The following is a 21016-nucleotide window of genomic DNA, read 5'->3' as shown; positions in this document are numbered from 1 at the left end:
GCGGCCATCACTGGCTAAATTTCACACAATGTGACCGATTGTCAACCAGTGCCGGTCGACAGCATCCCCTAACTGACTGTTTGTCCACTACAATTCGGAAACATACTTTGGTCTCGAGCAAAAAGGGAATGGCAGCCAGCGATTTGGCGTGCTATCATCCGACACCGACCAAACGATAATACTTTTCCATTAGGGTCCGAAATCCCTGAGTATGTCTGACGACCTCAAGAAAGGGCTCGAGGGTGTGTTAGTCGCTGAATCGGGACTCAGCTCGATCGACGGCGATGCGGGCCGGCTGATCTATCGCGGCTACACGATCGAGGACCTCGCGCGCGGCGCGAGCTACGAGGAGGTTCTGTACCTGCTCTGGAACGGTCACCTCCCGACCGAAGACGAACTCGAGCCGTTTACGGACGCGCTCATGGAAGAACGCGAGGTCAGTGAGGACGTCCTCGCGACGATGGAACGGCTCGCCGCGGCCGACGAAGAGCCGATGGCGGCGCTGCGAACTGCGGTCTCGATGTTCTCGGCCACTGAACCCGAAAAAGACGCCGATCCCGAGGATCTCGAGGCGACGCTTCGGAAGGGGCGTCGCATCACGGCCAAGATCCCGACCGCGCTCGCAGCCTTCGAGCGCTACCGACTCGGCGAGGAGCCGGTCGATCCTCACCCTGACCTCGGGCTTGCGGCGAATTTCCTCTACATGCTGACCGGCGAGGTGCCCGACGACGTCGCCGCCGAGACGTTCGATCAGGCGCTCATCCTCCACGCCGACCACGGCCTGAACGCCTCGACGTTTACCTCGATGGTCATCGGCTCGACGATGGCCGACATCTACAGCGCCGTCACCGGCGGCATCAGCGCCCTCTCCGGACCGCTCCACGGCGGTGCGAACCAGGACGTCATGGAAGTCCTCATCGAGATCGACGAAAGCGATCTCGATCACCGTGCGTGGGTCGAACAGGCAACTGAAGAAGGCCGGCGCATCCCCGGCTTCGGCCACCGCGTCTACAACGTCAAAGACCCCCGCGCGAAGATCCTCCAAGAACGTAGCGAGGAACTCGCGAACAACGGCGAGGACAAGTGGTACAAGTACACCACCACCATCGAACAGTACCTCTCCGAGGAGAAGGGCCTCACCGAGAAGGGCATCGCCCCCAACGTCGACTTCTACTCGGGCTCGGTCTACTACCAGCTCGGCATCCCGATCGACATGTACACGCCCATCTTCGCCATGAGCCGCGCCGGTGGCTGGATCGCCCACGTCCTCGAGTACCAGGACGACAACCGTCTCATCCGCCCGCGCGCCCGCTACACCGGCCCAGAGGACCAGGACTTCGTCCCGATCGAAGAACGGTAACGCCGTTTCCGTCGCGTTTTCTGTCTTCGATTTTCGACCGTTTCATACGGACTCCTATCAGTCAGTTCTGGTTGGACCGCGACCCGCACTGCAGGCCCACAGGGACCTCGTTACAGAGACCGTATCAGTCCGTGTAAGCACCGCCACTCGTTGCAGGCGACACAAACGACAGGACGGTTTGATTCCCGCTCGCAGCCGGTCACTTCAGCTCGCGAACGAGCAGCGAGATGCCGATCAGTGACGTCAGGAGGACGGCGAGGTTGAACGCGGCGCGGATCGGCGGCTGGAACTTGGGATCGACCCAGAGCTCGATGGTGCTGGTAACGCTCCCGTAAAACTGAAACAGGGCCAACACGGCCACCAGCGAGCAGACGGCGAGTGCGCCCCAGGCGAGATAGCGGTGGATCTCGTTGGAGCGTGGATCGAATCCGCTGATGGCGTTCGATTTGGCTGCCGTCTGAGCGCCATCGCGCTGGTGTGTCTGTTGCTCGGTCGGCTGGTCAGCGTCGGTCGTCGGCTGTGTCGATGTATCAGTCATTGGAACCTCCGTGCGAGCGCGATCGTAGCGAGGACTGCAACAGCGGTGACGGCGATCCCGAATCCAGGTGTTCCGTCCCCGCTCGATTCAGCACTTGCGTCCTCACGTTCGCCATCGCTCTCACGCTCGGTGCTGCTGTCGGCTGCCGCGCTGTAGGCGTCGGAACTGCTGGCAAAGTCGCTTACTTCGAGCCCGGTTTCACTGGCTGTTTCGTTGACGGACAGCGACCCGGGGCCGAGGTTGGCAGCCGCGCGGTTCGTCCGGACGATCGTGCCGTCCCGCCAGAGGATCGCATCGAGGTAGTAGTCGTACCCCTGCGGGACATCGAGCCCAACGGTCGGTGATGCGGTTTTCCCGGGCTTGATCGTCGACAGCTCGACGGTCGCGGAGTCAGCGATGACGTTCGACGCTGCCTGGCGGGCGTTCACTTCGAGCTCGAGGTCACGTTCGGCGTCGTCGCCGGTATTGGTGAGATAGCTGCTGACCTCCAGCGTGGCTGTGTCGGGAGTCGTCGAGTCAATCGAGTAGCCGATCGCGGGGATGTCCGCGGGGCTCCCGCCAGCGTCGCCGCCGAAGCGGTGGAACTCGACGTCAGTGGCAGCGTACGTGGGCGTCAGCGCGTCGACGCCGTCGACAGTATGGCTGGTCGACTCGGTACGGGTGCCGTTTCGATAGACGAACGTCTCGATCTCGTAGCTGCTCTTGCGGGGGACCGACACTGTATCCGTGACGACGACTTCGGAGCCGTCAGCTAGCGTCTCGACGTCCCGTTCGGTGGTGCCCTCGACGAGACCGGTCTTGGTGTCGGTCGCGCGATGGACGACGGTGACGTTCGTGACGGGACCGCCACGATGCTCGAGGTACGTATCGACGGCTAGGGTGGCGGTGCCGCCGGTAACCTCGTCAGCGCTGATCGTGATTTCGGCCAGCGACACGTGGCCGGTGTGCTCGACGTCGGCGGCCGTCTCGGGCTCGCTAGGATCGGACACCGCCCCAGTGAGCGCGAGGGTCGTGACCGCCCCGGTCACGACCACGAGTGTCGCAATGGTCAGGAGGGACTCGCGATTCATATCATCGTGCGCACACCAGTTGTATAAGTGCTTTGTGTAGTAATGATAGAATGACTGTTCGCGTGCCGAGACTGGAGCAGTACGAGCAAGGCGCTGGCGCTGAAACCGACCACCGTGTTCGTCTTCGTCTACGGAACGCTGACCGATCCCGAGCAAGTCGCGACCGTCCTCGGTGACAGCAGCCAGTACGAGTTCGCTGGCCGCGCAACCCTCGAGGGGTGTCACCAGGTCGACGGCCGATATCCGACGCTCGCACCCGGGGGCAGCGTCGACGGACGGCTACTCGCGGTCGACGACGCGGGCCTCGAGCGCCTCGACCGATACGAGGGTGTCGACAGCGGACTTTACGTGCGCGTCGCGGTGGCAGCCGGAAGCGGTGTGGAAGACGCGGACGATCGCTGCTGGGTGTACGTCGGCGACCCTGAGAGACTCGCCGTCGACGTGACGTGGCCGGGGGATGGCCCGTTTCGCGACCGCGTCCGACGCGTCGTTTCACGGCGGGTCGTCGTGGTCCGGGAGATCGAATGACGTCTGTCTGTCCTTCGTCTGACGTCTGCTCTAACCCGCCGCTTGCTTGCGGTTTCACTTTCGCCGTGGGTGCATGAGATTTATATACTCTGGGTCCCCTTGTCCATTCGCACGTCACACGCCGTGCATTCCCTGTATTCCCTGTCGTGCTACGTCCTGTAGCACATCCCTGTTGGGGGACGACGGTGGGCCCGGAACGGCTCCCCGCTCTCCGACAGTAATCCTTACACCCCACGCCGAGTAGACAGGTGTATGCTCGAACTCGCGGATATTCTCGAGGCGCGCGAACGGGTCCGGGAGACCTCTCGACAGACGCCCCTCGAGCATTCACATACCTATTCGGCGATGACCGGAGCCGAGATCTATCTCAAACTCGAGAACTTCCAGCGGACGGGGGCGTTCAAGATCCGCGGGGCGACCAACCGGATCGCGACGCTCTCCGAGGAACAAAAGGAAGCCGGTGTCGTCACCGCGAGCGCTGGCAACCACGCACAGGGAGTCGCGCTTGCGGCCACACGGTCGGGCGTCGACTCGAAGATCGTCATGCCCGAATACGCGCCGATCTCGAAGGTCAAAGCGACCAAAAGCTACGGTGCCGAGGTCGTTCTCGCGGGCCGGGACTACAACGAGGCCGCCGACCGCGCCCACGAGATCGAACGCGAGGAGGGGCGGACCTACGTCCACGCCTTCGACGACGAGTACGTGATGGCCGGACAGGGGACGATCGGCCTCGAGATCGTCGAGGACTGCCCCGACGTCGAGACGGTCGTCGTTCCCATCGGCGGCGGCGGGCTGATCAGCGGCATCGCGACCGCGATCAAGGAGCAAAAACCCGACACGCGTGTCATCGGGGTGCAGGCCGAAGGGGCCTCGAGCGCAGCGCCGTCGCTCGAAAAGGGCGAACGCGTCTCGATCGACGCGGTCGATACGATCGCCGACGGGATCGCAACCCGCAGTATCGGCGAGCAGACCTTCCCCCACATTCAGGAGTACGTCGACGAGGTCGTCACCGTCTCCGATCCCGAGATCGCCGTCGCGCTGGTTTACCTGCTCGAGCGCTCGAAAACCCTCGTCGAGGGCGCGGGCGCGGTTCCGCTCGCGGCCGTCCTGTTCGAGACGTTCGACTACGACGAGGACGAGGTCATCGTCCCCGCACTCTGTGGGGGCAACATCGATCTCAACACGCTCACCAACGTTATCGTCCGCGGGCTGGTCGAGACTGGTCGCTACCTGAAGATCCGAACAGTGCTCAAAGACCGGCCAGGCGCGCTTGAGGACCTGCTGGACATCTTCACTGCCCACCGAGCGAACATCTACGCGATCCACCACGATCGGACCTCCCGCGAGGTCGAAATGAGCGACACCGAAGTCGAGATCGAACTCGAGATGCGCGGCCCCGACCACGTCGACGCGTTCCTCGCCGACCTCCGTGAGGCGGGCTACGAAGTCGACGTGCTGGCCTGAGTGCGGTCCCTGTTCCACCCCGTTTTAAGCCGGCGCCGACCGAGACGTGGGATATGAAACGCGTCATCGACACCGACGACGCCCCCGCCGCGGTCGGTGCGTACAGTCAGGCGACCAGCAACGGCTCACTGCTCTTTACCGCCGGCCAGATCCCCCTGACGGCCGACGGCGAACTGCTCGACGACGAGCCGATCGCGGCCCAGACCGAACAGGCCCTCTACAACCTCGACGCCATCCTCGACGAAGCCGGTGCGTCGTCCGACGACATCCTCAAAGTCTCCGTCTTCCTCGCGGACATCGACGACTTCGAGGCGATGAACGAGGCCTACGCCAACTACTTCGACGACGAGCCGCCGGCCAGAAGCGCCGTCGAAGTCGGTGCGCTCCCGAAGGGTGTCGGCGTCGAGATCGAAGCGATCGCGAGCCTCGAGTGAGGCGGTGACTGGTCCGTGACCGGCTCGTTTTCGGCGCTGCTCGGACTCGAGGCCCGCGTCACGTCGGCCCTGCTGTGGGGACTCGTCGGCTGTCTGTCGGTGCTGGTTTGCGTCCAGGGCTACACGCTGCTCGTCGACCCCCTGGTGCCGATCACGCAGGCACTGGCGTTGGCGCTGGTGGTCGGTTCCGTCGCAGCTGGTGGGGCGTACGTGCTCGAGCCACGGCTTGCAGCGTGGGCGGCCAACCGCACGACGAAGTGACCGTATCTCGTAAGGGTTAAACCACGGACGCGGTTAGGATGACGTGAGCCAGGATGGCCGAACGGTAAGGCGCACGCCTGGAAAGCGTGTTCCCTTTGGGATTCAGGGTTCAAATCCCTGTCCTGGCGTTTTTCGAATCTAACACTCGCGAGCGGCGCGTAGCGACGCGAGCGATCCGGATTCGAAAAACGCCACACGCAGGATTTGAACGAGAGACGACGCAGCGATCGAACGGAGTGAGATCGACCGTCTTCGCGTGGTTCAATCCCTGTCCTGGTAATCTTGTGATTCAACACCTGTTGAGCGACGCGTCGCTGGTGTGCCCCAATCTGTGACCGGTGCGACGCAGTGCCAACGCTGGTGTTTGCCGTGCGAAAGGGTAGGGGTACGCGAAGGAGGCGCTGGATTACTGCTCGAGTTCCACGGGGGAATCGGTCGCGATCCAGCAGTGGGGGTCATCCGGATCTCTGAGTTTCAGTCTGCCGCTTTGACACACCACCATTTCGTATCTGTCGTCCATGATGACCCCGACGCCAACTCTACTGTGATGTGATATCGTAACAGGGTCCGTACCACCTCCGTACCTGGTGGTAAGGACTGCCTACCGACCGTTTACCGACCGATGTCGGCCCGACTTGTCTCGAGCGGACGACCTTTGCCGTCACGGCCCGAGAGGTCGGATATGTGTGGTCGCTACACGCTCGTCGTCGAGCAGGACGACCTCGAGGCGCGGTTCGATGCCCGGTTCAGCGAGGACGAGGCCGAGTCGGGTTTCGGCCCGCGCTACAACATGGCACCGGGACAGTCGCTACCGGTGATTACGAACGCCGAGCCGGAGACGATACAGCGCCTCGAGTGGGGCCTGGTGCCGTCGTGGGCCGACGACGACAGCGGCGGGCTCATCAACGCGCGAGCCGAGTCTGTCACCGAGAAGCCGAGCTTTCGGGAGGCGTACGAACGCCGACGGTGTCTCGTTCCCGCGGACGGGTTCTACGAGTGGGTCGAGGCCGAGAACGGGAAACAGCCCTACCGAGTAACCTTCGAGGACGATCGGGTGTTCGCGATGGCTGGTCTCTGGGAACGCTGGGAGCCGGAGACGACCCAGACCGGCCTCGATGCCTTCGGTGGCGGCGTCGCCGACGGGACCGATACCGGACCCCTCGAGACGTTTACCATCATCACTACGGAACCGAACGACCTCGTCGCGGACCTCCACCACCGGATGGCGGTAATCCTCGATCCTGACGCCGAGCAGCGGTGGCTGACGGGCGAGGTCGGCCACGACGTACTCGAGCCGTCCCCGGCCGCCGAGATGCGTGCCGAGCCGGTATCGACGGCAGTGAACGATCCGGCGACGGACGAGCCGTCGCTGATCGAGCCGGTCGAAACGGTCTGATTGACTCCGGCGCGGTCCACGACGGGGGACTCGTCCCGTCGTCGACGACCGTTCCGTTCCAACGAATATATGGTTTAGGCTTACCTAATCTTCGCCAATGAAGCTGACCAGGCGAGACGCGGTTGCCGCGCTGGCCGCACTCGGTGTCGGTGGGACGCTGTCAGGCTGTGTAGCCCCACCCGGATCCGAGCCGGTCGACGTCGATCGGCTCCGTGAGACGCTGGTCGCGGCCGCCGATGTCGTCTATCCGAGCGAGATCTCCGGCACGGCGACGTTCGTCGAGGCGTTCCTCGAGGGCCGACTCGAGGACCCGACACACGTCGCCGGACTGGACGAGACGGTCACGGAGCTGGACGACAATGCGACGTTCTGGTACGACGAGTCGTTTGCGGCGCTGTCGGTTACGGATCGCGAGCAGGTGCTTCGGAATCTCGATGTAGACACCGCTGACGAGGATCCAACCGGAACGACGAGCGAACGAGTCCGCTACTACGTGGTCAACGATCTCTTGCTGGCGCTGTATGCCTCGCCGACGGGCGGGGAGCTGGTCGGCATCGAGAACCCGCAGGGACATCCCGGCGGGCTCGAGAGCTACCAACGGGGGCCGAACGCGTGAGTTGGGATCGGCCGCCCGCCGAGTCGGCGGCGCCAGCGACCGATACAGACGCCGACCGAACCCCCGTCGGGGACGCCGATGTCTGCGTGATTGGCGCGGGGCCCGCGGGCGGACTCGTCGCGGATCGCCTCGCTGAGGCCGGCCGCGAGGTCGTCGTGCTCGAGGCCGGATCGCGGTTCGACTCGGCCGATAGACTCGCCAGACAGGAGCGGGCGATCCGGCCGGCCTACGATCGGCCCGCCGTCTGGGACAGCGATCCGGAGCGCGACGCCTACGAGAACTCGGGGGAGTGGTTCTACCCGCTGAACTACGCCCGTTCGAGGGGTATCGGCGGTTCGACGCTCCACTGGCAGGGGATGGTAATGCGGCTCCACGGGGCCGATTTCAACTCGGCTAGCGTCCGCGGCGTCGGGACCGACTGGCCGATCGACTATCGGGACCTGCGGCCGTACTACGCCGCCGCGGAGCAAGAACTCGGCGTGGCCGGGGCCGACGACAACCCGTTCGCGCCGCCCCGCGAGGAGCCCCATCCGATGCCCGCCTTTCGGCCGTCCTACAGCGACTCGCTGTTCGCCGAGGCCTGCGACGACCTCGAGATCGCGATGCACTCCGTCCCCAATGCCCGCAACTCGGAGGCCTACGACGGCCGCAGCGCCTGTGTCGGCTACGGCACCTGCCAGCCGGTCTGTCCCTCGGGCGCGAAGTACGACGCCACCGTCCACGTCGAGCGTGCCGAGCGCGCGGGCGCAACGGTGATCGACCGCGCGCCAGTCCAGCGCCTCGAGCACGGCCCCGATGCGATCGAGGCGGCCGTCTACGCGACGCCCGGCGGCGAGGAGTATCGGCAGGAAGCCGACGCCTTCGTGATCGCCTGCGGCGGCGTGGAGACGCCACGCCTGCTCTTGCTTTCCGAGTCGAGTCACTATCCCGACGGGCTGGCCAACTCGAGCGGCCTCGTCGGTAACTTCTTCATGGATCACCTGTTCGCCGGCACAGGTGGCGTTCTCGACGAACCCACCCGACAGAACCACGTCGGCTTTCTCACGAGCGAGTCCCACCAGTTCTACGACGAGGCCGATGAGGAATACGCCCCGTTCAAACTCGAGTTTTTCAACTACGCTGGCCCTTCCCCGGTCGGGATGGCGCTGACGGGCGACGACTGGGGCGACGACTTGCTCGCACGGCTCCAGTCGGAGTACGGCAATCACATCGGGATGGGCGGCCTCGTCGAACAACTCCCCCGCGAGGACAGCTACGTCGGGCTCGACGCGTCGACGACAGACGATCACGGCAATCCGGTTCCGGACGTCCACTGGAACGTGGGTGAGCGAGCGTTGCGAACCATCGAGCGCGTCAACGGGATTCAGGAACGGATTCTCGACGAACTCGGCGCGGAGATCACCTGGCAGGTCGGCCCCGAGAACACGGGTCCGGCGTATCACCACATGGGGACGACTCGGATGGGTGACGATCCGACGGAGAGCGTCGTCGGACCCGACCTCCGCACCCACGATCTCGCAAACTGCTGGATCGCCTCGAGCAGCGTCTTCCCGACCGGCGGCGCGATGAACCCGACGCTGACGATCGCGGCGCTGGCGCTGAAGGCTGCGGATCACGTCCTCGAGCGACTGTAGCGTCCATCGCTTGCGACCCATTCTGTTTTAGGCAAACCTAAAACTATAAATGTGGTCGGCGGCGAGTACCGCCAATGAGTACCGGGGAGCAGCCCGAGATGATGGACAGCCACGAGGACGAGTACACCTTCGACGACGTCAGCGTCGTCATGGGAACGTACAACGAAGAGGAAGCGATCGGCAAAGTACTCGCGGACATCGACGAGGTCACCGACGGGAAGGCAGAGGTCGTCTGCGTCGACGGCTCGTCCGATCGCACACCCGAGATCGCTCGCGAGCACGGCGCGACGGTCATCGAGCAACAGCCACAGGGGTACGGCGTCGCCGTCCACGCAGCGATCACGGAACCGGACCGGCCGATCGTCGTCACCACTGACTGTGACGACACCTATCCGATGGAGCAACTGCCGGAGTTCCTCGAGTTGATCAACCAGGGCCACGACGTGGTCAGCGGTGATCGGCTGTACCACGGTGCCGAGGCGATGCCGGCGTTCAACCGCTTTGGCAACCACGCCTTCGCCGCGATCGCGAGCCTGCTGATGGGGACTCGCGTCCACGACACCACCACTGGGATGCGCGCCTACCGGCGCGAGGTGATCGAGTCGATCGAGTGGACCGAAAACACCGGCCTCTCGGCCGAACTGCTGATCCGACCGCTGATGAGAGGGTACGACATCCGCGAACATCCCATCGAGTACCGCGAACGTGCCGGCGAGACGAAGCTGGATCCGTTGCAAGGCGGTGCCGAGATCGCTAGGTCGATCGTCAAAGTCTCGCTCGAGGAACGACTTCGAGAACTCCCCCACGAGCCGACACAGCAGTAGTCGACGATCGTCTTTCGTTTTCGAAGGGTGGCGACAGTTCATCGCGTCCCCGCTGAGCCGCCGATCGAATCTATCCGTTCGCGTCCGGAACGGTGAGTTCGGTCCGGACGAACAAGCCATCCGGGGACTGATCGGGAACGTACCCCGCTTCGCCGCCACAATCCCGAATGGAACTGCACCGTTCGACTCTGGGTGTTAGTGCCCGGACGGTGTCTCCCTCCGTGCGAACCGGCAGCTCGAGTCGGTAGCTGAAACTGCTGCCAGGCCCTTGATCGACGAACACGTCTACGACGATGTCGTCCCGGTCGTCGATGGGGAGCGACTCGTTGCCGTCCCAGGTTGCCCCGTGGACGCGCACGGTGCCGTCGGTGACGGTCAGTCGAACGGGTGTTCGTTCCGAGACGTTCGCAGCGACGGCGGTGGCGCTGTCGTCGTCAGTCGTGACGGTCATCGTAACCCCCCCGGCTGTCGGCGGGACGCCGACTGTGGTGTTCAATTCCACCGCAGAGCCGGCGACGTGGTCGACCCGCTGGAGCCGCGACGCCTGTGGCGAATCGGCATGGGGTGCCCAGGCACCGCGATAGGCGAGGCGGTACAGCGACCGATCGGGATACGCGTCGACGACGGCGAACGGCCGCTCGTCGAGGGCGTACACCCGTTGGCCGTCGATGTCCGGATCGTTACGAAGCGCCTGGAACGGGTGGGCGAGCCAGTCGCCGTACGGCGTCGGGAGGAAGACGACCGATCGCTCGGACGGGCCGTCCTCGAGCGGCGCGTAGACCTCCTCGTAGGTGTCGGTCACGGCCGCGTTCCGATCGAGTTTCTCGTCGAAGCTTGCCGCCGTCACACCGCCGATCGCGAGTCCGCTCACGAGCAGCGCCGCGACGAACACCACGCGTGCGGGCTGCGGTTCCAGCCGCTGGTCGGCCAGTCGGCGAGCCCCGGTGGCCAGCGCCAGCGCGCCGACGGCGGCGAAGGCCGCGACCGGCACCAGCAGATCGAAGTGGTAGTACGGGCCGTGGGTGGCGATCAGGCCATCGCCGGCGCGCTCGAGGTCCCCGAGGATGTTGATGTTGCCCCAGAAGTAGACGTTGCCGACGGGGACGGTGACGAGCAGCCCGGCGAGGATGGCCTCGCGAGGCGAGAGCCCGCGCCGGACGGTGACACCGACCCCGACGGCTGCGACGGCCATGCCGAGGACGCCGCCCGCGATCCACTCGGTGGCGAACTGCGTGAGCACCCGCGCGTTCGCGCGCAGCGCCAACTCGATCGTATAGTCGATCTCGTGGTCGAGGATCCGGCGCTGCCCGAAGCCGAGCCCGTCCAGCGGTGCGAACGCCTCGTAGGGGAACACCAGCGGCGAGCCGGTTACGGTTGCGTTGTAGGCCAATGCAAGCCCGACGCCTGTCAGTCCGAACGCCGCCGTTGCGAGTTGTCTAGGGGGGGCGGCTCGCGACTCCCGAACGAGTGTCCAGCACGCGTGGACGATAAACGGCGTCGCGAACAGCACCGCCGTGTACGGCCGCGCGAAAAAGGCCAGGCCGATCGCTGCGCCAGCCGCCCCGGCAACGCGCCAGTCGCCCGTCCGGTCGGCGCGGAGGTAGCCGTAGGCAAACGCCAGGTTGAGCATCGTCGTCGGCGCGTACGGCAGGAAGACGGCCGAGTCGATCAGGAATAGCGGCGAACAGAGCATGATCACGGCGGCCGCAATGGCGGTCCGCCGATCGAACACCTCGCGAACGACCAAGGCGACGAGCGCGAGCGTCGCAGCGGCGACACCCACGAGCGCGAGTCGAGGGGTGCCGACGAGTTTCCCGAGCGCGAAAATGGCCGCGGGGACGGGCGCGTATTTCGGATAGAGCCGGCCGCCGTCGTCGACGAAGAACCAGGGACGAAAACTCTCCTCGACGGGTGGCCGGATGAACAGTTGCCCCTCGAGCAGCATCGCTGCCTGCTGGAGATAGACGCCCTCGTCGTGATTGAGCGAGTGATACGGAAACGTTCGCGTCGCGAGCAGCCAGACGGCGAGGGCGCCGGCAAGCGCAATGGCGACGACCGCTGCCCGCCACGTTCGTCGTCTCATGGGTCAGTCGTCACAATCATCACCGGCCATCCTGTGCGAGCATGACGGCCATCGACAGGCCCGAGATGGCGACCAAGACGAGCGCTGGAACCGCTGCCTGTCCGTACAGGCCGGCCTCCTCGACCTCCCAGATGTAGGTCACGAGCGTCTCGAAACCGAGCGGGCGCAGCATCAGCGTCGCGGGCAGTTCCTTCATCGTCGTGAGAAAGACGAGCGCGGCCCCCGCTGCCACTCCCGGCAGGATCAGCGGCAGCGTCACCGTTCTGAACGTTCCCAGCCGTGACCGCCCCAGTGTCCGGGACGCTTCGACGAGTTCTTGATCTACCTGCAACGTCGAGGTCTTGATCGAGCCGATCGCCTGGGGCATGAAGCGAACGACGTACGCAAAGACCAGCAACGGCACCGTCTTGTAGACCGCCGGCAGGACGTCGAGGCTGAAGCTGAGCAACGCGATCGCCAGGACGATCCCGGGCGTCGCATAGCCAATATAGGGCGCGCGGTCGGCCAGTTCCGCGAGCCGTGAGTCCGAGGTGGCAGACGCGAGCGCGATCGGCAGCGCCACGAGGATCGAGACGCCAGCAGCGAGCACGGCGACGTACGCCGAATTGAAGCCGTACTCCCAGCTGAACGCCAGTCCGCCGCCCTGATAGCCCGGCCCACCTGCCGTCAGCCACGTCGCGAAGATGGCGATCGGGAGCACGATCGCCAGCAACGCGATAGCGGCCGGCAACAGCAACACCACGTATCGCCACCTCCCGAGATCGAGGTTGGCGTTCCCGCGATGGCCGCTGCTTTCGTACGCTCCCGACTCGTCGACGCCGATCCGTGACTCGAGCGCGAGGACGAGCGCCGTCACCGTCAGCAACTGCAGCGACAGCAACGCCGCGTAGTCACGGGCGAAGGCGTTGTACCGGGCATAGATGAACTGCGTGAACACCTCGACGCGCATGATGTTTGGCGTGCCGAAGTCCGCGAGGGCATACAGTGCAACGAGCAACGCCCCGGCAGTGATTCCCGGGAGGATCTGCGGGAGGGTGATCCGCCGAAACGCCGTCCAGCGGCCGGCGTTGAGCGTCCGCGCTGCCTCCACGAGCGAGCCGTCGAGTGACAGCAGCGACGCTCGCGTCGTCAGAAACACGTACGGATACGTATACAGCGTCAGGACGAACGCCGCGCCAGCGAACCCGTAGACCGACGGGATCGACTCGATGCCAAGCGGCGCGAGGAGATCAGCGAGTTCGCCCTGCGGCCCGAACGCCGACACGAACGCGAACGCACCGAGATAGCTCGGCACCGCAAGCGGCAGCGCCGCGAGGACGGTCCAGAACCGGGGGAAGGGAATCGATCCCTGAACCGTTATCACCGCGAGCGGAACGCCGACGAGGACGCTCGCGCCGGTGACGATCGCGACGAGGGCAACGCTTCTCACCAGTACCTCGAGCGTCTGGGGGGCGACGGCGAGCTCGAGTGCTCGATCGCCGAGTCCGACGGCGTCGATGACCAGCCAGGTCAGCGGCAGTACTAGTACGGCTGCGATGGCCGCAGCGAGCAGGGTGAGTCCGACGTCTGTTGCCCCGCCGTCGTCGCCAGTTGCGCGCCCGATAGTCCGTGCAACCAAGCCGCGGATCGTCATCCTGAGACGCCAGCGTCGTCCATCAGGTCAAGCGTCGGTTCCAGGTTCGAGAGCTCCGCGAGATTGATGTCCGGTGGACTCAGTTCGTCGATCGTTGGGAGTCCACCGACCGGAGCGACGCCGCTGATCATCGGGTAGGCGAAACTGACCGTCGCGAAGAACTCCTGTGCCTCGGCGGAGAGCAGGTGACGGACGAAGTTGTCGGCCAGTTCTCCCCGTTGGGTCCCCTTGACCTTCATCGCACCGGCGACGTTGATAAGCGCGCCGGCGTCGCCTTCGGTAAAGGCCAGATCGATCGGCGCGTCCGGTCGTCCGTTTTTCACACGCATCGCGTAGTAGTGGTTCGCGAACCCGGCCGTCAGCGCCTCGTCGGCGACCGCCTGTGAGACGGCGAATTCGTTCCCGTAGCGCTCGGTGCCGGCCTCTCGCATGTCGACGAGCCACTGGCGGGTCGCATCTTCGCCCTCGATCAGCCGCATGGCCGTCACGAACGATTTGAACGCGCCGTAGGTCGGAGCCCACCCCATCGTTCCCTGCAGGGCACTGGTCTCGGGGAACGCCTGGACGGTAGACGGAATGTCCGACGCACTCAACTCGTTCGTGTTGTACGGGACGGCACGTGCACGCCCGGCGACGCCGGCCCACGCGCTGTCGTCGCCGACGAACTGGCTGTTGCCCACCGGCTCGACCGCTGCATCGGAGAGCGGTTCGTAGGCGTCGTTGTCCGCAACGAACCCGAGCGAGCTGGCGTCGATCGACCAGAACACGTCTGCCTCGGTCGCACCGGCATCGACTTCTTCGACGATCGTCTGGGCCAGCGACGACGACGAGTTGGAGTTGGAGTGGACAGTGAAATCGGGATAGATGTTCTGAAGCATCTCCACGAAGTCGTAGTAGATGCCACCTTCGCCACCGCCGATATAGAGGGCGAGGTCTCCGGAGAGATCCGGAAGCTCCTCGATGGACGTCCCACCCGGTGCGGGACGCCCTTCGACCAGTGTACCCGAGCCCCGAAACTCCGACAGCGACGGAACCTCAGCGTTCTGCTCGTTGTCGAACAGTCCTAAACAGCCCGCAAGCGAGGCGACGCCGAATGCAGACCCTGCTCGCAGTGCGTTCCGGCGTGAAACCACGCTGTTTCCGTTATCGTCTCTATCGTCCATCATAGTGGATTTAGGCCAACCTAAAAACTTATAGCTGACGGTTCAATCGTCGGCGACGACGTGTGCGCGGTCGGCCTCGAGGCCGGCCGCCGACCGGAGCGTCGACAGACACTCGAGCCACTCGAGCATGTATTCGCCGACGTAATTGAAGAACGCACCGTTGTTGTATGCCGACCAGTCACCGTCGGCGAGTTCGTGGGCCATCGCCTCGAAGACGGCGGCGTAGGAGTCGGCGTCTGCACCTGCCTCGTCGATGATCCGCCAGAGGTGTTCGTTGAGCTCGAGGCCGGGCACCTCGTTGTTGAGGTCGTCGAAGGTGCTGCGTGGAGCTTTGTTGTGCTCACACAGCGGCGCGCCGTTGTAGATCCGCGTGCCGAGCACGTCGCAAGCGCGTTTGAGGAAGACGCCCGACCAGATGTCGTCGAACCGGCCCACGTCCCACTCGTTGTCGTCCATCGGAAGCTGGTAGAACGCGGGGATCACTTCGCGCCGGAAGGCGAGGTTCATCGAGCAGACGGTGAGGTAGTTGTCCCGTGCGGCGACGAAGTCGTCCCCGAAGTCGTCGGACGTAGTACGGGTCTGGGCCTGCCCCTCCAAGTCGCCGTCCATCAGAATGCGGACGGCATCCAGGTCGGGGACATTGGTCCACAGCCCCTGCGAGGCGACGACCGTGCCGCCGTCGATCTCGGCCGTGTCGGTCTCGACCGTCTCGTCCATCGCCGAGTAGGGATAGCCACGCGGGTAAAGACCGTGTTCGTCGGCGTTCTGGTAGAGAACGTTGACCCACTGCTCGTCGGAAGAGACTTCCTCGATCTCGCCCGCAAAGGCGAGGTTCTCCATGTGCGTGCCGAAGAAGTCCTCGTCGTCGTGGGGGAGGGTGTCGTCGTCGATGAAGAAGCCGTAGTCGAACTCGTCGTGGACCCACATGTAGAGCAGGCCAAAACTCGTCTCGGCGTGGCTCGCCGCCGGCACGACGTGGCTGTACTCGGCGACGCCGTGGTCCTCGTACCACTCCTCGCGGCGGGAGCCGTCGAAGACCTCGCCGGAGACGCCTTCTTCCTCGAGCATCGCTTCCATCGCGTCGGTCTCACAGAAATCTTCGGTGACGAGCACGACGTGGAGCCGCGAGAGGTCGAAGCCGTGCTCGCGGGCGTTCTCGAAGTACGAGCGCATGCACTCGTACTCCCGGATCGTCGGGACGATCACACAGATATCCTGACTCATTGGTCCTCTATTTTTTAGGCTCGCCTAAAACACTACCGGTTTCTCGCGTCGCCTCCGACCCCGCCGTCGCGTCTGATAGCGATAGCCCGAGCCAGGTACCCGCTGCTGTCCCACCGACCAGCGTCACCCCGTTTTTCAGCGCGTGATCGACGATCGCGGCGGCCAGCGCCACGCTTGCACCGATGGGCGTCAACCCGACCACGAGCGCCGTAAACGCCGCTTCGTAGAGTCCGACGCCGCCCTGAGAGAGCGGCAACACCTTCGCGAGGTTGCCCACGCTGACCGCCAGCGTCCCGACCGAGAGCAACGCTCCGATCGAGAGCCCGCTGTCGAGCGCCGCGAGGACGAGCACTGCCGTGAGCACGTCCAGTGACCACACCAGCAGGCTCCCGGCCCCGATCACAGCCAGCGCACGCGGCTGGCGGACGACGATTTGCACATCACTTGCGAATTGGACTGCGGCCTCGAGGATGCTCTCGAGTCGCGGCCACTCTCGTCCCTGTGCGCGGAGCCACGCGCCGAGTCCGTGATCGGCCCGCGCGGACGTGACGACGACGGCACCGACGCCGACAGTCGCCGTGCTCACGGCTGCCGCGGCCAGCAGGGCGGTCCGCGCGCCGCTGGCCTCGGCGACGAGCTCGAGCGGGCCGGTCTCGCCGCCGATCACGAGCCACGCCGTCGCGAGCACCCCGAGCGTCGCGATCGTCGCCAGGTCGAACAGTCGTTCGACGGTCAACGATGCGAATCCGGCAGCGTAGGGGACGTTCCGCCGGCGGTTCATCACGTATGCACGCACCGCGTCACCTGCCCGGGCCGGAATCGCGAGGTTGGCCGTCTGGCTGACGAAGACGGCGACTGTCGCAATGGTGGTACCACTGCGATGATCCATCGCAGCGAGTACGTCGCCGTACCGTCGCCCACGAAGCGGCCACGAGATGGCGTAGACGACGACTGCAGCCCCGAGGACGACCGGATCGGCGCTCGAGATTTCGGCGGTGATGGTCCGAATATCGAGTTCCCGGACGGCGACGAACAGCCCGGCCAACACGAGAACCGTTCCAGCGATCGTCAGGCGGCGGCGAGTCAGCAATTCGGCAAGTCCGCTGCGTTCCGAGCCACTGGCAGCGGTCCCGAGCGGTGGCTCGTCACCGTTCCGTACGCTCGCCCCGGCGTCGGTATCCTGCGAGCCCGATTGCTCGCCCCCATCGTTCATGCACGAGTCCTTCGAGCCCAGATATTTAAGCCCACCTAAAACACGACCGGACGGGCTCGATGGTTGCTCTCGAGGCCGTTTCTGCAGAAGTAAACCGTCCCCAATCCCTGCGCTCAGCGTAGTTCGTCGATGAGCTCGCGGGTTGAACGGCGCACCGCCTCGTCGCTCGAGCGGCGTGGCTCCCAGCCAAGCGCCGACAGCTTCTCGATCGAGAGGCGCATCTTCGGGACGTCGCCGGTCCAGCCTCGTTCGCCGCCGGTGTACTCGCGTTCGGGGTCGACGCCGAGTTCCTCGGCGACGATGGTCGCGATCCGGTCGACCGAGGTCGTCGTCCGTGTCCCGAGGTTGTAGGTGTTCATCGTGTCGTCGGCGTTGTCGACGACATGGAGCATCGCATCCAGACAGTCCTCGATGTGCAGGTAGGACTTCTCCTGGCGGCCGTTGCCGAGGATTGTCAGCGACTCGGGGTCGTCTTCCAACTTCTCAATGAAGTCGGGGATCACCGCGCCGCGCAGTCGCGGGCCGACGACGTTCGCAAAGCGGAAGTTCCAGACGGTCAGGTCGTGGCTGTGGGCCCGCGCCGAGAGCAGCCCCTCGTCGGCCAGTTTGCTCGCCCCGTAGGCGCTGATCGGCTCGAGCGGCGCGTAATCCTCCGGCGTCGGCCGCGGTGCCTCGCCGTAGACCGTCGAGGAGGAGGTGTAGGCGATCTCGGTCACGTCGGCGTCGGCCATCGCCTCCAGAATGTTGCGCGTCATTCGCGTGTTGTCGTCGAACTGGCCGTGTGGCCGGTCGGTGTCGACGTGTTTCGACGCCGCGAGGTGAAAGACGAGGTCGATATCGTCGAGGTGGCCCGCCAGGGCGTCGGGGTCGGTGAGGTCGGCCTCGAGAAAGTCCGCTCGGTCCGGGATGCGATCGCGGTCGCCGTTCGAGAGGTCGTCGACGACGGTCACGGCCGCGCCGTCGGCGAGCAGGCGCTCGGTCAGGTGCGACCCGATGAATCCGGCACCGCCCGTGACGAGTACGTGTCGGCTCGAGAGAGACATGGTCGATGGTTTGCTGACGGGATGTTAATCCTGTTGAGTTCCGTCAGCGAGCAGCCGGCGCTCGTAAGAACGAAAGAGCGGAGGATGTTGGAGCCGTTTACACGCCGGTCGAGTACCGCAGAATGCCGGCGAAGCCGCCGAAGGCGTTGTAGAGCTGTTCGCCCTTCTCGAAGTCCGTCGAGATGAACTTCGTCTCGGTGCCGCGCTGTTCGGCGATCTCGATGAGGTGGTCGATGGCGTCCTCGCGGTCCTCGTCGGTCGCCTCGACCTCGGTACCACACTCGCTGCAGGTGTGATCGGGCGTCGACTTGCGCCGATCGATCACTTCGCGATCGGTATTGCCACACTCGGGACAGTCGTAGGTGACGACGTCCTTCCGGAGGTCCTCACTGATCAGCAGCCGGTCGACCGCGCCCATCATCAGGTTTCGGCGGGTCTGCTCGAAGCCGTAGGTCGCCAGGTCGCCGGCGTTGAGTTCCTCGAAGAACTCTTCCATCTGCTGTTTGTCCTTCATCACCTCGGCGTCGGCCAGCGCGTCCTCGGCGTTGTCGACGAGGTCTTTCAGGCCGGACTCGTCGGTGTAGGCGACGTCGAACTTCCCGATGACGTTGTCCTGAATCTCGTGGTGGAGGTAATCGCCATCCAAGAACTCGTCTTTCGTTGGCGAGGGACCGCCGACGAGGATCCCGTCGAGTTCGTGGCGCTTGGGAACGAACAGGTCGTTTGCCATCCCCGCGACCTCCTGATAGAAGTTGTCGATCGCCTCGAGGCGCAGGCGAGCGAATCGCTGGGCGGACTGGCCACCTTTGCGCTGCTTGCCGGGGACGAGTGAGGAGGCTGACTTGACCGGTTCGATGCGTTTGCCTTTCAGCCAGCCGACGTTGGCCTCGCGGCGGTCGAGGACGATGAGGCCGTACAGGCCCTTGTCGGCGAGCATCTCCTCGAGCGGCTCGGTGAGAAATTCCGAGTCACAGTGGTACCGGAAGGACTCGACGGGCTGGGGCGGACTCTCCAAGACCTTCGTGACCATGTCAGTGCGACCGCCGCCGGAGTCGACAGCACCCGAAAACAGCACCATCCCGTTGTCCGGCGGGTAGGTGTCGTAGTAGCGCAGTCGATCCTTGATGCTCGTCAGCGCGTCCTGGACGGCCGTTCGCGTCTGTTTTGACTTGATGTTGGCCGCTTCGCTGTGTTCCTGCGTGACGTGCTGGACGACGTCACTGACCTGTCTGTCCTCTGGAACGTAGATCGTCACGAGCTGCGTTCCGGAGCCGTCGTAGTCTTTGAGATCCTCGAGAACCTTCCGGAACTCGTATTTTTTCCGGTCGGATTGCTCCTGCTCACCCTCCTGGCTCATTAGCCGTCTAAAACAGTGCTGTGGGTAAGAATCCTTTGACACACCTGTCGACCGACACCGAGTGGCGGTCGCTGCCCTCACCAGCCACATGTTGGCTCCTTGTCCTGTGGTGGGGGGTGTGGTCACGATTTAAGGGGGTGCCGTTCTAGGATCCGAACAGTATCCGACTATGTCTAATGAGACGGTCTACGCCATCGCGAGTGGAAAGGGCGGCGTCGGGAAGACGACGACGACGGTGAACCTCGGGACGGCCCTCGCGGAGGCCGGCGAGCGCGTCGCCATCGTCGACACCGATCTCGGCATGGCGAACCTCGCCGGGTTCGTCAGCCTCGCCCCCGACTCGACCACCCTCCACGACGTGTTAGCCGGTGCTGCATCGACCGACGACGCTACCTACCGACTGACGGATAACATCGTCGCCGTCCCGAGTGGCACGAGCCTCGACGACTACGCCGAAACGTCGCCCGAAGGGCTGCGCGAGGTCGTCGACGATCTTCGTTCACAGTTCGACTACGTCTTTCTCGACGTCGGAGCGGGCATCAGCCACGAGACGGTCCTCCCGCTTGGCCTTGCCGACGCCGTTGTCCTCGTCTCGACGCCCGAACCCGCTGCCGTCCACGACACGAAGAAGACGATCGAGCTGACCGAACGATCCGGCGGCGACGTCGCTGGGCTGGTTCTGACCCGCACGCGACCGGAGAGCGATATCTCCCACGACGACCTCGCCGACCGCCTCGAGACCCCCCTGCTCGGGACGATTCCCGAAGACGCTGCAGCCCGCGAGAGCGTCTACGCCGGGACGCCACTGGTCGTCTACGATCCCGATGGCCCCGCCGCAGTCGCCTACCGACAGCTCGCGGCGGAGCTGACTGGCGTCGAGATTCCAGCCCCGGACACGGCCGATGGCGAAGCGGCAGCCGACGACCCATCCGCGACACAGACACAGGCCGTCGTCGCCTCGAGCGGCACCGAGTCGGACGACAACGACGACGAGCAGGAGGCAGCACACGACGACGTCTCGAGTGCGATCACGGAAGCCGAGTCCGATCCCTGAGTGTGGCTCCGCCTCGCGCCCCCCGTCGAACAGGGGCCGAACGCAACGGTAAGCAGTGCTTTCCACCGTCGATTCGCCGCTCGACGCAGTCGGTGCTATCGAATGCTGTGATTACCACCGG

19 protein-coding genes and 1 tRNA gene are annotated in these 21016 nt (G+C 64.8%); 11 read left to right on the top strand and 9 right to left on the bottom strand.

The window, feature by feature from the left end; genetic code table 11:
- Positions 1–211: 211 nt before the first annotated feature.
- Complete coding sequence (gene citZ / locus E2L06_RS13280) at positions 212–1360, top strand: citrate synthase (protein WP_138782095.1); 1149 nt, start codon at positions 212–214, stop codon at positions 1358–1360.
- Positions 1361–1559: 199 nt separating this feature from the next.
- On the opposite strand, the gene E2L06_RS13275 is transcribed toward citZ, so the two are convergent.
- Entirely contained in the window at positions 1560–1898 is a 339-nt protein-coding gene (locus E2L06_RS13275) for a hypothetical protein (protein WP_138782094.1), read from the bottom strand.
- The gene (locus E2L06_RS13270) at positions 1895–2968 is read right to left on the bottom strand and encodes a PGF-CTERM sorting domain-containing protein (RefSeq protein WP_138782093.1); all 1074 of its coding nucleotides are present in this window, start codon (positions 2966–2968) and stop codon (positions 1895–1897) included. The genes E2L06_RS13275 and E2L06_RS13270 overlap by 4 nt, the downstream gene beginning before the upstream one ends.
- Positions 2969–3082: 114 nt before the next feature.
- Between E2L06_RS13270 and E2L06_RS13265 the strand changes: the two genes are divergently transcribed.
- The 9 genes from E2L06_RS13265 (at position 3083) to E2L06_RS13225 (ending at position 10125) form a co-directional block, all read left to right on the top strand.
- The gene (locus E2L06_RS13265; RefSeq protein WP_138782092.1) at positions 3083–3496 is read left to right on the top strand and encodes a gamma-glutamylcyclotransferase; all 414 of its coding nucleotides are present in this window, start codon (positions 3083–3085) and stop codon (positions 3494–3496) included.
- Positions 3497–3748: 252 nt separating this feature from the next.
- The gene (ilvA, locus tag E2L06_RS13260; protein ID WP_138782091.1) at positions 3749–4960 is read left to right on the top strand and encodes a threonine ammonia-lyase; all 1212 of its coding nucleotides are present in this window, start codon (positions 3749–3751) and stop codon (positions 4958–4960) included.
- A 53-nt stretch (positions 4961–5013) separates the two neighbouring features.
- Positions 5014–5394 carry a Rid family detoxifying hydrolase gene (locus E2L06_RS13255; protein WP_138782090.1) on the top strand — a complete coding sequence of 127 codons (381 nt, stop codon included), beginning with the start codon at positions 5014–5016 and terminating at the stop codon, positions 5392–5394.
- Between the two features lie 15 nt (positions 5395–5409).
- Entirely contained in the window at positions 5410–5655 is a 246-nt protein-coding gene (locus tag E2L06_RS13250; RefSeq protein WP_138782089.1) for a hypothetical protein, read from the top strand.
- A gap of 47 nt (positions 5656–5702) precedes the next feature.
- Positions 5703–5783, top strand: a tRNA-Ser gene (locus E2L06_RS13245).
- A gap of 554 nt (positions 5784–6337) precedes the next feature.
- The gene (locus E2L06_RS13240; RefSeq protein WP_138782088.1) at positions 6338–7051 is read left to right on the top strand and encodes an SOS response-associated peptidase; all 714 of its coding nucleotides are present in this window, start codon (positions 6338–6340) and stop codon (positions 7049–7051) included.
- A gap of 97 nt (positions 7052–7148) precedes the next feature.
- A complete protein-coding gene (locus tag E2L06_RS13235) occupies positions 7149–7667 on the top strand; it encodes a gluconate 2-dehydrogenase subunit 3 family protein (RefSeq protein WP_138782087.1) in 519 nt (172 codons plus the stop codon).
- Positions 7664–9301, top strand: coding sequence for a GMC family oxidoreductase (locus E2L06_RS13230; protein ID WP_138782086.1), 1638 nt, complete (start codon positions 7664–7666; stop codon positions 9299–9301). The genes E2L06_RS13235 and E2L06_RS13230 overlap by 4 nt, the downstream gene beginning before the upstream one ends.
- Positions 9302–9375: 74 nt before the next feature.
- Complete coding sequence (locus tag E2L06_RS13225) at positions 9376–10125, top strand: dolichyl-phosphate hexose transferase (RefSeq protein WP_138782085.1); 750 nt, start codon at positions 9376–9378, stop codon at positions 10123–10125.
- A 70-nt stretch (positions 10126–10195) separates the two neighbouring features.
- Here E2L06_RS13225 and E2L06_RS13220 read toward each other — a convergent pair whose 3' ends face one another.
- From E2L06_RS13220 to prf1, 7 genes are all read right to left on the bottom strand, one after another.
- Entirely contained in the window at positions 10196–12208 is a 2013-nt protein-coding gene (locus E2L06_RS13220) for a glycosyltransferase family 39 protein (protein ID WP_138782084.1), read from the bottom strand.
- A gap of 19 nt (positions 12209–12227) precedes the next feature.
- A complete protein-coding gene (locus E2L06_RS13215; protein ID WP_138782083.1) occupies positions 12228–13841 on the bottom strand; it encodes an iron ABC transporter permease in 1614 nt (537 codons plus the stop codon).
- Positions 13838–15007, bottom strand: coding sequence for an extracellular solute-binding protein (locus E2L06_RS13210; RefSeq protein WP_138782082.1), 1170 nt, complete (start codon positions 15005–15007; stop codon positions 13838–13840). The genes E2L06_RS13215 and E2L06_RS13210 overlap by 4 nt, the downstream gene beginning before the upstream one ends.
- A gap of 39 nt (positions 15008–15046) precedes the next feature.
- Positions 15047–16228, bottom strand: a complete 1182-nt coding sequence (locus E2L06_RS13205; protein WP_138782081.1) for an alpha-1 4-glucan-protein synthase — start codon at positions 16226–16228, stop codon at positions 15047–15049.
- A 7-nt stretch (positions 16229–16235) separates the two neighbouring features.
- The gene (locus E2L06_RS13200; RefSeq protein WP_138782080.1) at positions 16236–17441 is read right to left on the bottom strand and encodes a lysylphosphatidylglycerol synthase transmembrane domain-containing protein; all 1206 of its coding nucleotides are present in this window, start codon (positions 17439–17441) and stop codon (positions 16236–16238) included.
- A gap of 113 nt (positions 17442–17554) precedes the next feature.
- Positions 17555–18484 carry an NAD-dependent epimerase/dehydratase family protein gene (locus E2L06_RS13195; RefSeq protein ID WP_138782079.1) on the bottom strand — a complete coding sequence of 310 codons (930 nt, stop codon included), beginning with the start codon at positions 18482–18484 and terminating at the stop codon, positions 17555–17557.
- A 97-nt stretch (positions 18485–18581) separates the two neighbouring features.
- Complete coding sequence (gene prf1, locus E2L06_RS13190; RefSeq protein WP_138782078.1) at positions 18582–19841, bottom strand: peptide chain release factor aRF-1; 1260 nt, start codon at positions 19839–19841, stop codon at positions 18582–18584.
- A 169-nt stretch (positions 19842–20010) separates the two neighbouring features.
- On the opposite strand from prf1, the gene minD reads away from it, so the two are divergent.
- On the top strand, positions 20011–20895 hold the full coding sequence (gene minD / locus E2L06_RS13185) for a cell division ATPase MinD (RefSeq protein ID WP_138782077.1): 885 nt from the start codon (positions 20011–20013) through the stop codon (positions 20893–20895).
- Positions 20896–21016: the final 121 nt, after the last annotated feature.

The sequence above is a fragment of the Haloterrigena sp. H1 genome, from assembly GCF_005938085.1.
Classification (GTDB): Archaea; Halobacteriota; Halobacteria; order Halobacteriales; family Natrialbaceae; genus Natrinema.
Note: the sequence above shows the minus strand (reverse complement) of the source record. Positions and strands in the feature narration are given on the sequence as shown.

Excerpts from the sequence above, each read along its gene's own strand:
- citZ (WP_138782095.1), top strand. The coding sequence starts at position 212 with ATGTCTGACGACCTCAAGAAAGGGCTCGAGGGTGTGTTAGTCGCTGAA.
- E2L06_RS13275 (WP_138782094.1), bottom strand. The coding sequence starts at position 1,898 with ATGACTGATACATCGACACAGCCGACGACCGACGCTGACCAGCCGACC.
- E2L06_RS13270 (WP_138782093.1), bottom strand. The coding sequence starts at position 2,968 with ATGAATCGCGAGTCCCTCCTGACCATTGCGACACTCGTGGTCGTGACC.
- ilvA (WP_138782091.1), top strand. The coding sequence starts at position 3,749 with ATGCTCGAACTCGCGGATATTCTCGAGGCGCGCGAACGGGTCCGGGAG.
- E2L06_RS13255 (WP_138782090.1), top strand. The coding sequence starts at position 5,014 with ATGAAACGCGTCATCGACACCGACGACGCCCCCGCCGCGGTCGGTGCG.
- E2L06_RS13240 (WP_138782088.1), top strand. The coding sequence starts at position 6,338 with ATGTGTGGTCGCTACACGCTCGTCGTCGAGCAGGACGACCTCGAGGCG.
- E2L06_RS13235 (WP_138782087.1), top strand. The coding sequence starts at position 7,149 with ATGAAGCTGACCAGGCGAGACGCGGTTGCCGCGCTGGCCGCACTCGGT.
- E2L06_RS13225 (WP_138782085.1), top strand. The coding sequence starts at position 9,376 with ATGAGTACCGGGGAGCAGCCCGAGATGATGGACAGCCACGAGGACGAG.
- E2L06_RS13220 (WP_138782084.1), bottom strand. The coding sequence starts at position 12,208 with ATGAGACGACGAACGTGGCGGGCAGCGGTCGTCGCCATTGCGCTTGCC.
- E2L06_RS13215 (WP_138782083.1), bottom strand. The coding sequence starts at position 13,841 with ATGACGATCCGCGGCTTGGTTGCACGGACTATCGGGCGCGCAACTGGC.
- E2L06_RS13210 (WP_138782082.1), bottom strand. The coding sequence starts at position 15,007 with ATGATGGACGATAGAGACGATAACGGAAACAGCGTGGTTTCACGCCGG.
- E2L06_RS13205 (WP_138782081.1), bottom strand. The coding sequence starts at position 16,228 with ATGAGTCAGGATATCTGTGTGATCGTCCCGACGATCCGGGAGTACGAG.
- E2L06_RS13200 (WP_138782080.1), bottom strand. The coding sequence starts at position 17,441 with ATGAACGATGGGGGCGAGCAATCGGGCTCGCAGGATACCGACGCCGGG.
- E2L06_RS13195 (WP_138782079.1), bottom strand. The coding sequence starts at position 18,484 with ATGTCTCTCTCGAGCCGACACGTACTCGTCACGGGCGGTGCCGGATTC.
- prf1 (WP_138782078.1), bottom strand. The coding sequence starts at position 19,841 with ATGAGCCAGGAGGGTGAGCAGGAGCAATCCGACCGGAAAAAATACGAG.
- minD (WP_138782077.1), top strand. The coding sequence starts at position 20,011 with ATGTCTAATGAGACGGTCTACGCCATCGCGAGTGGAAAGGGCGGCGTC.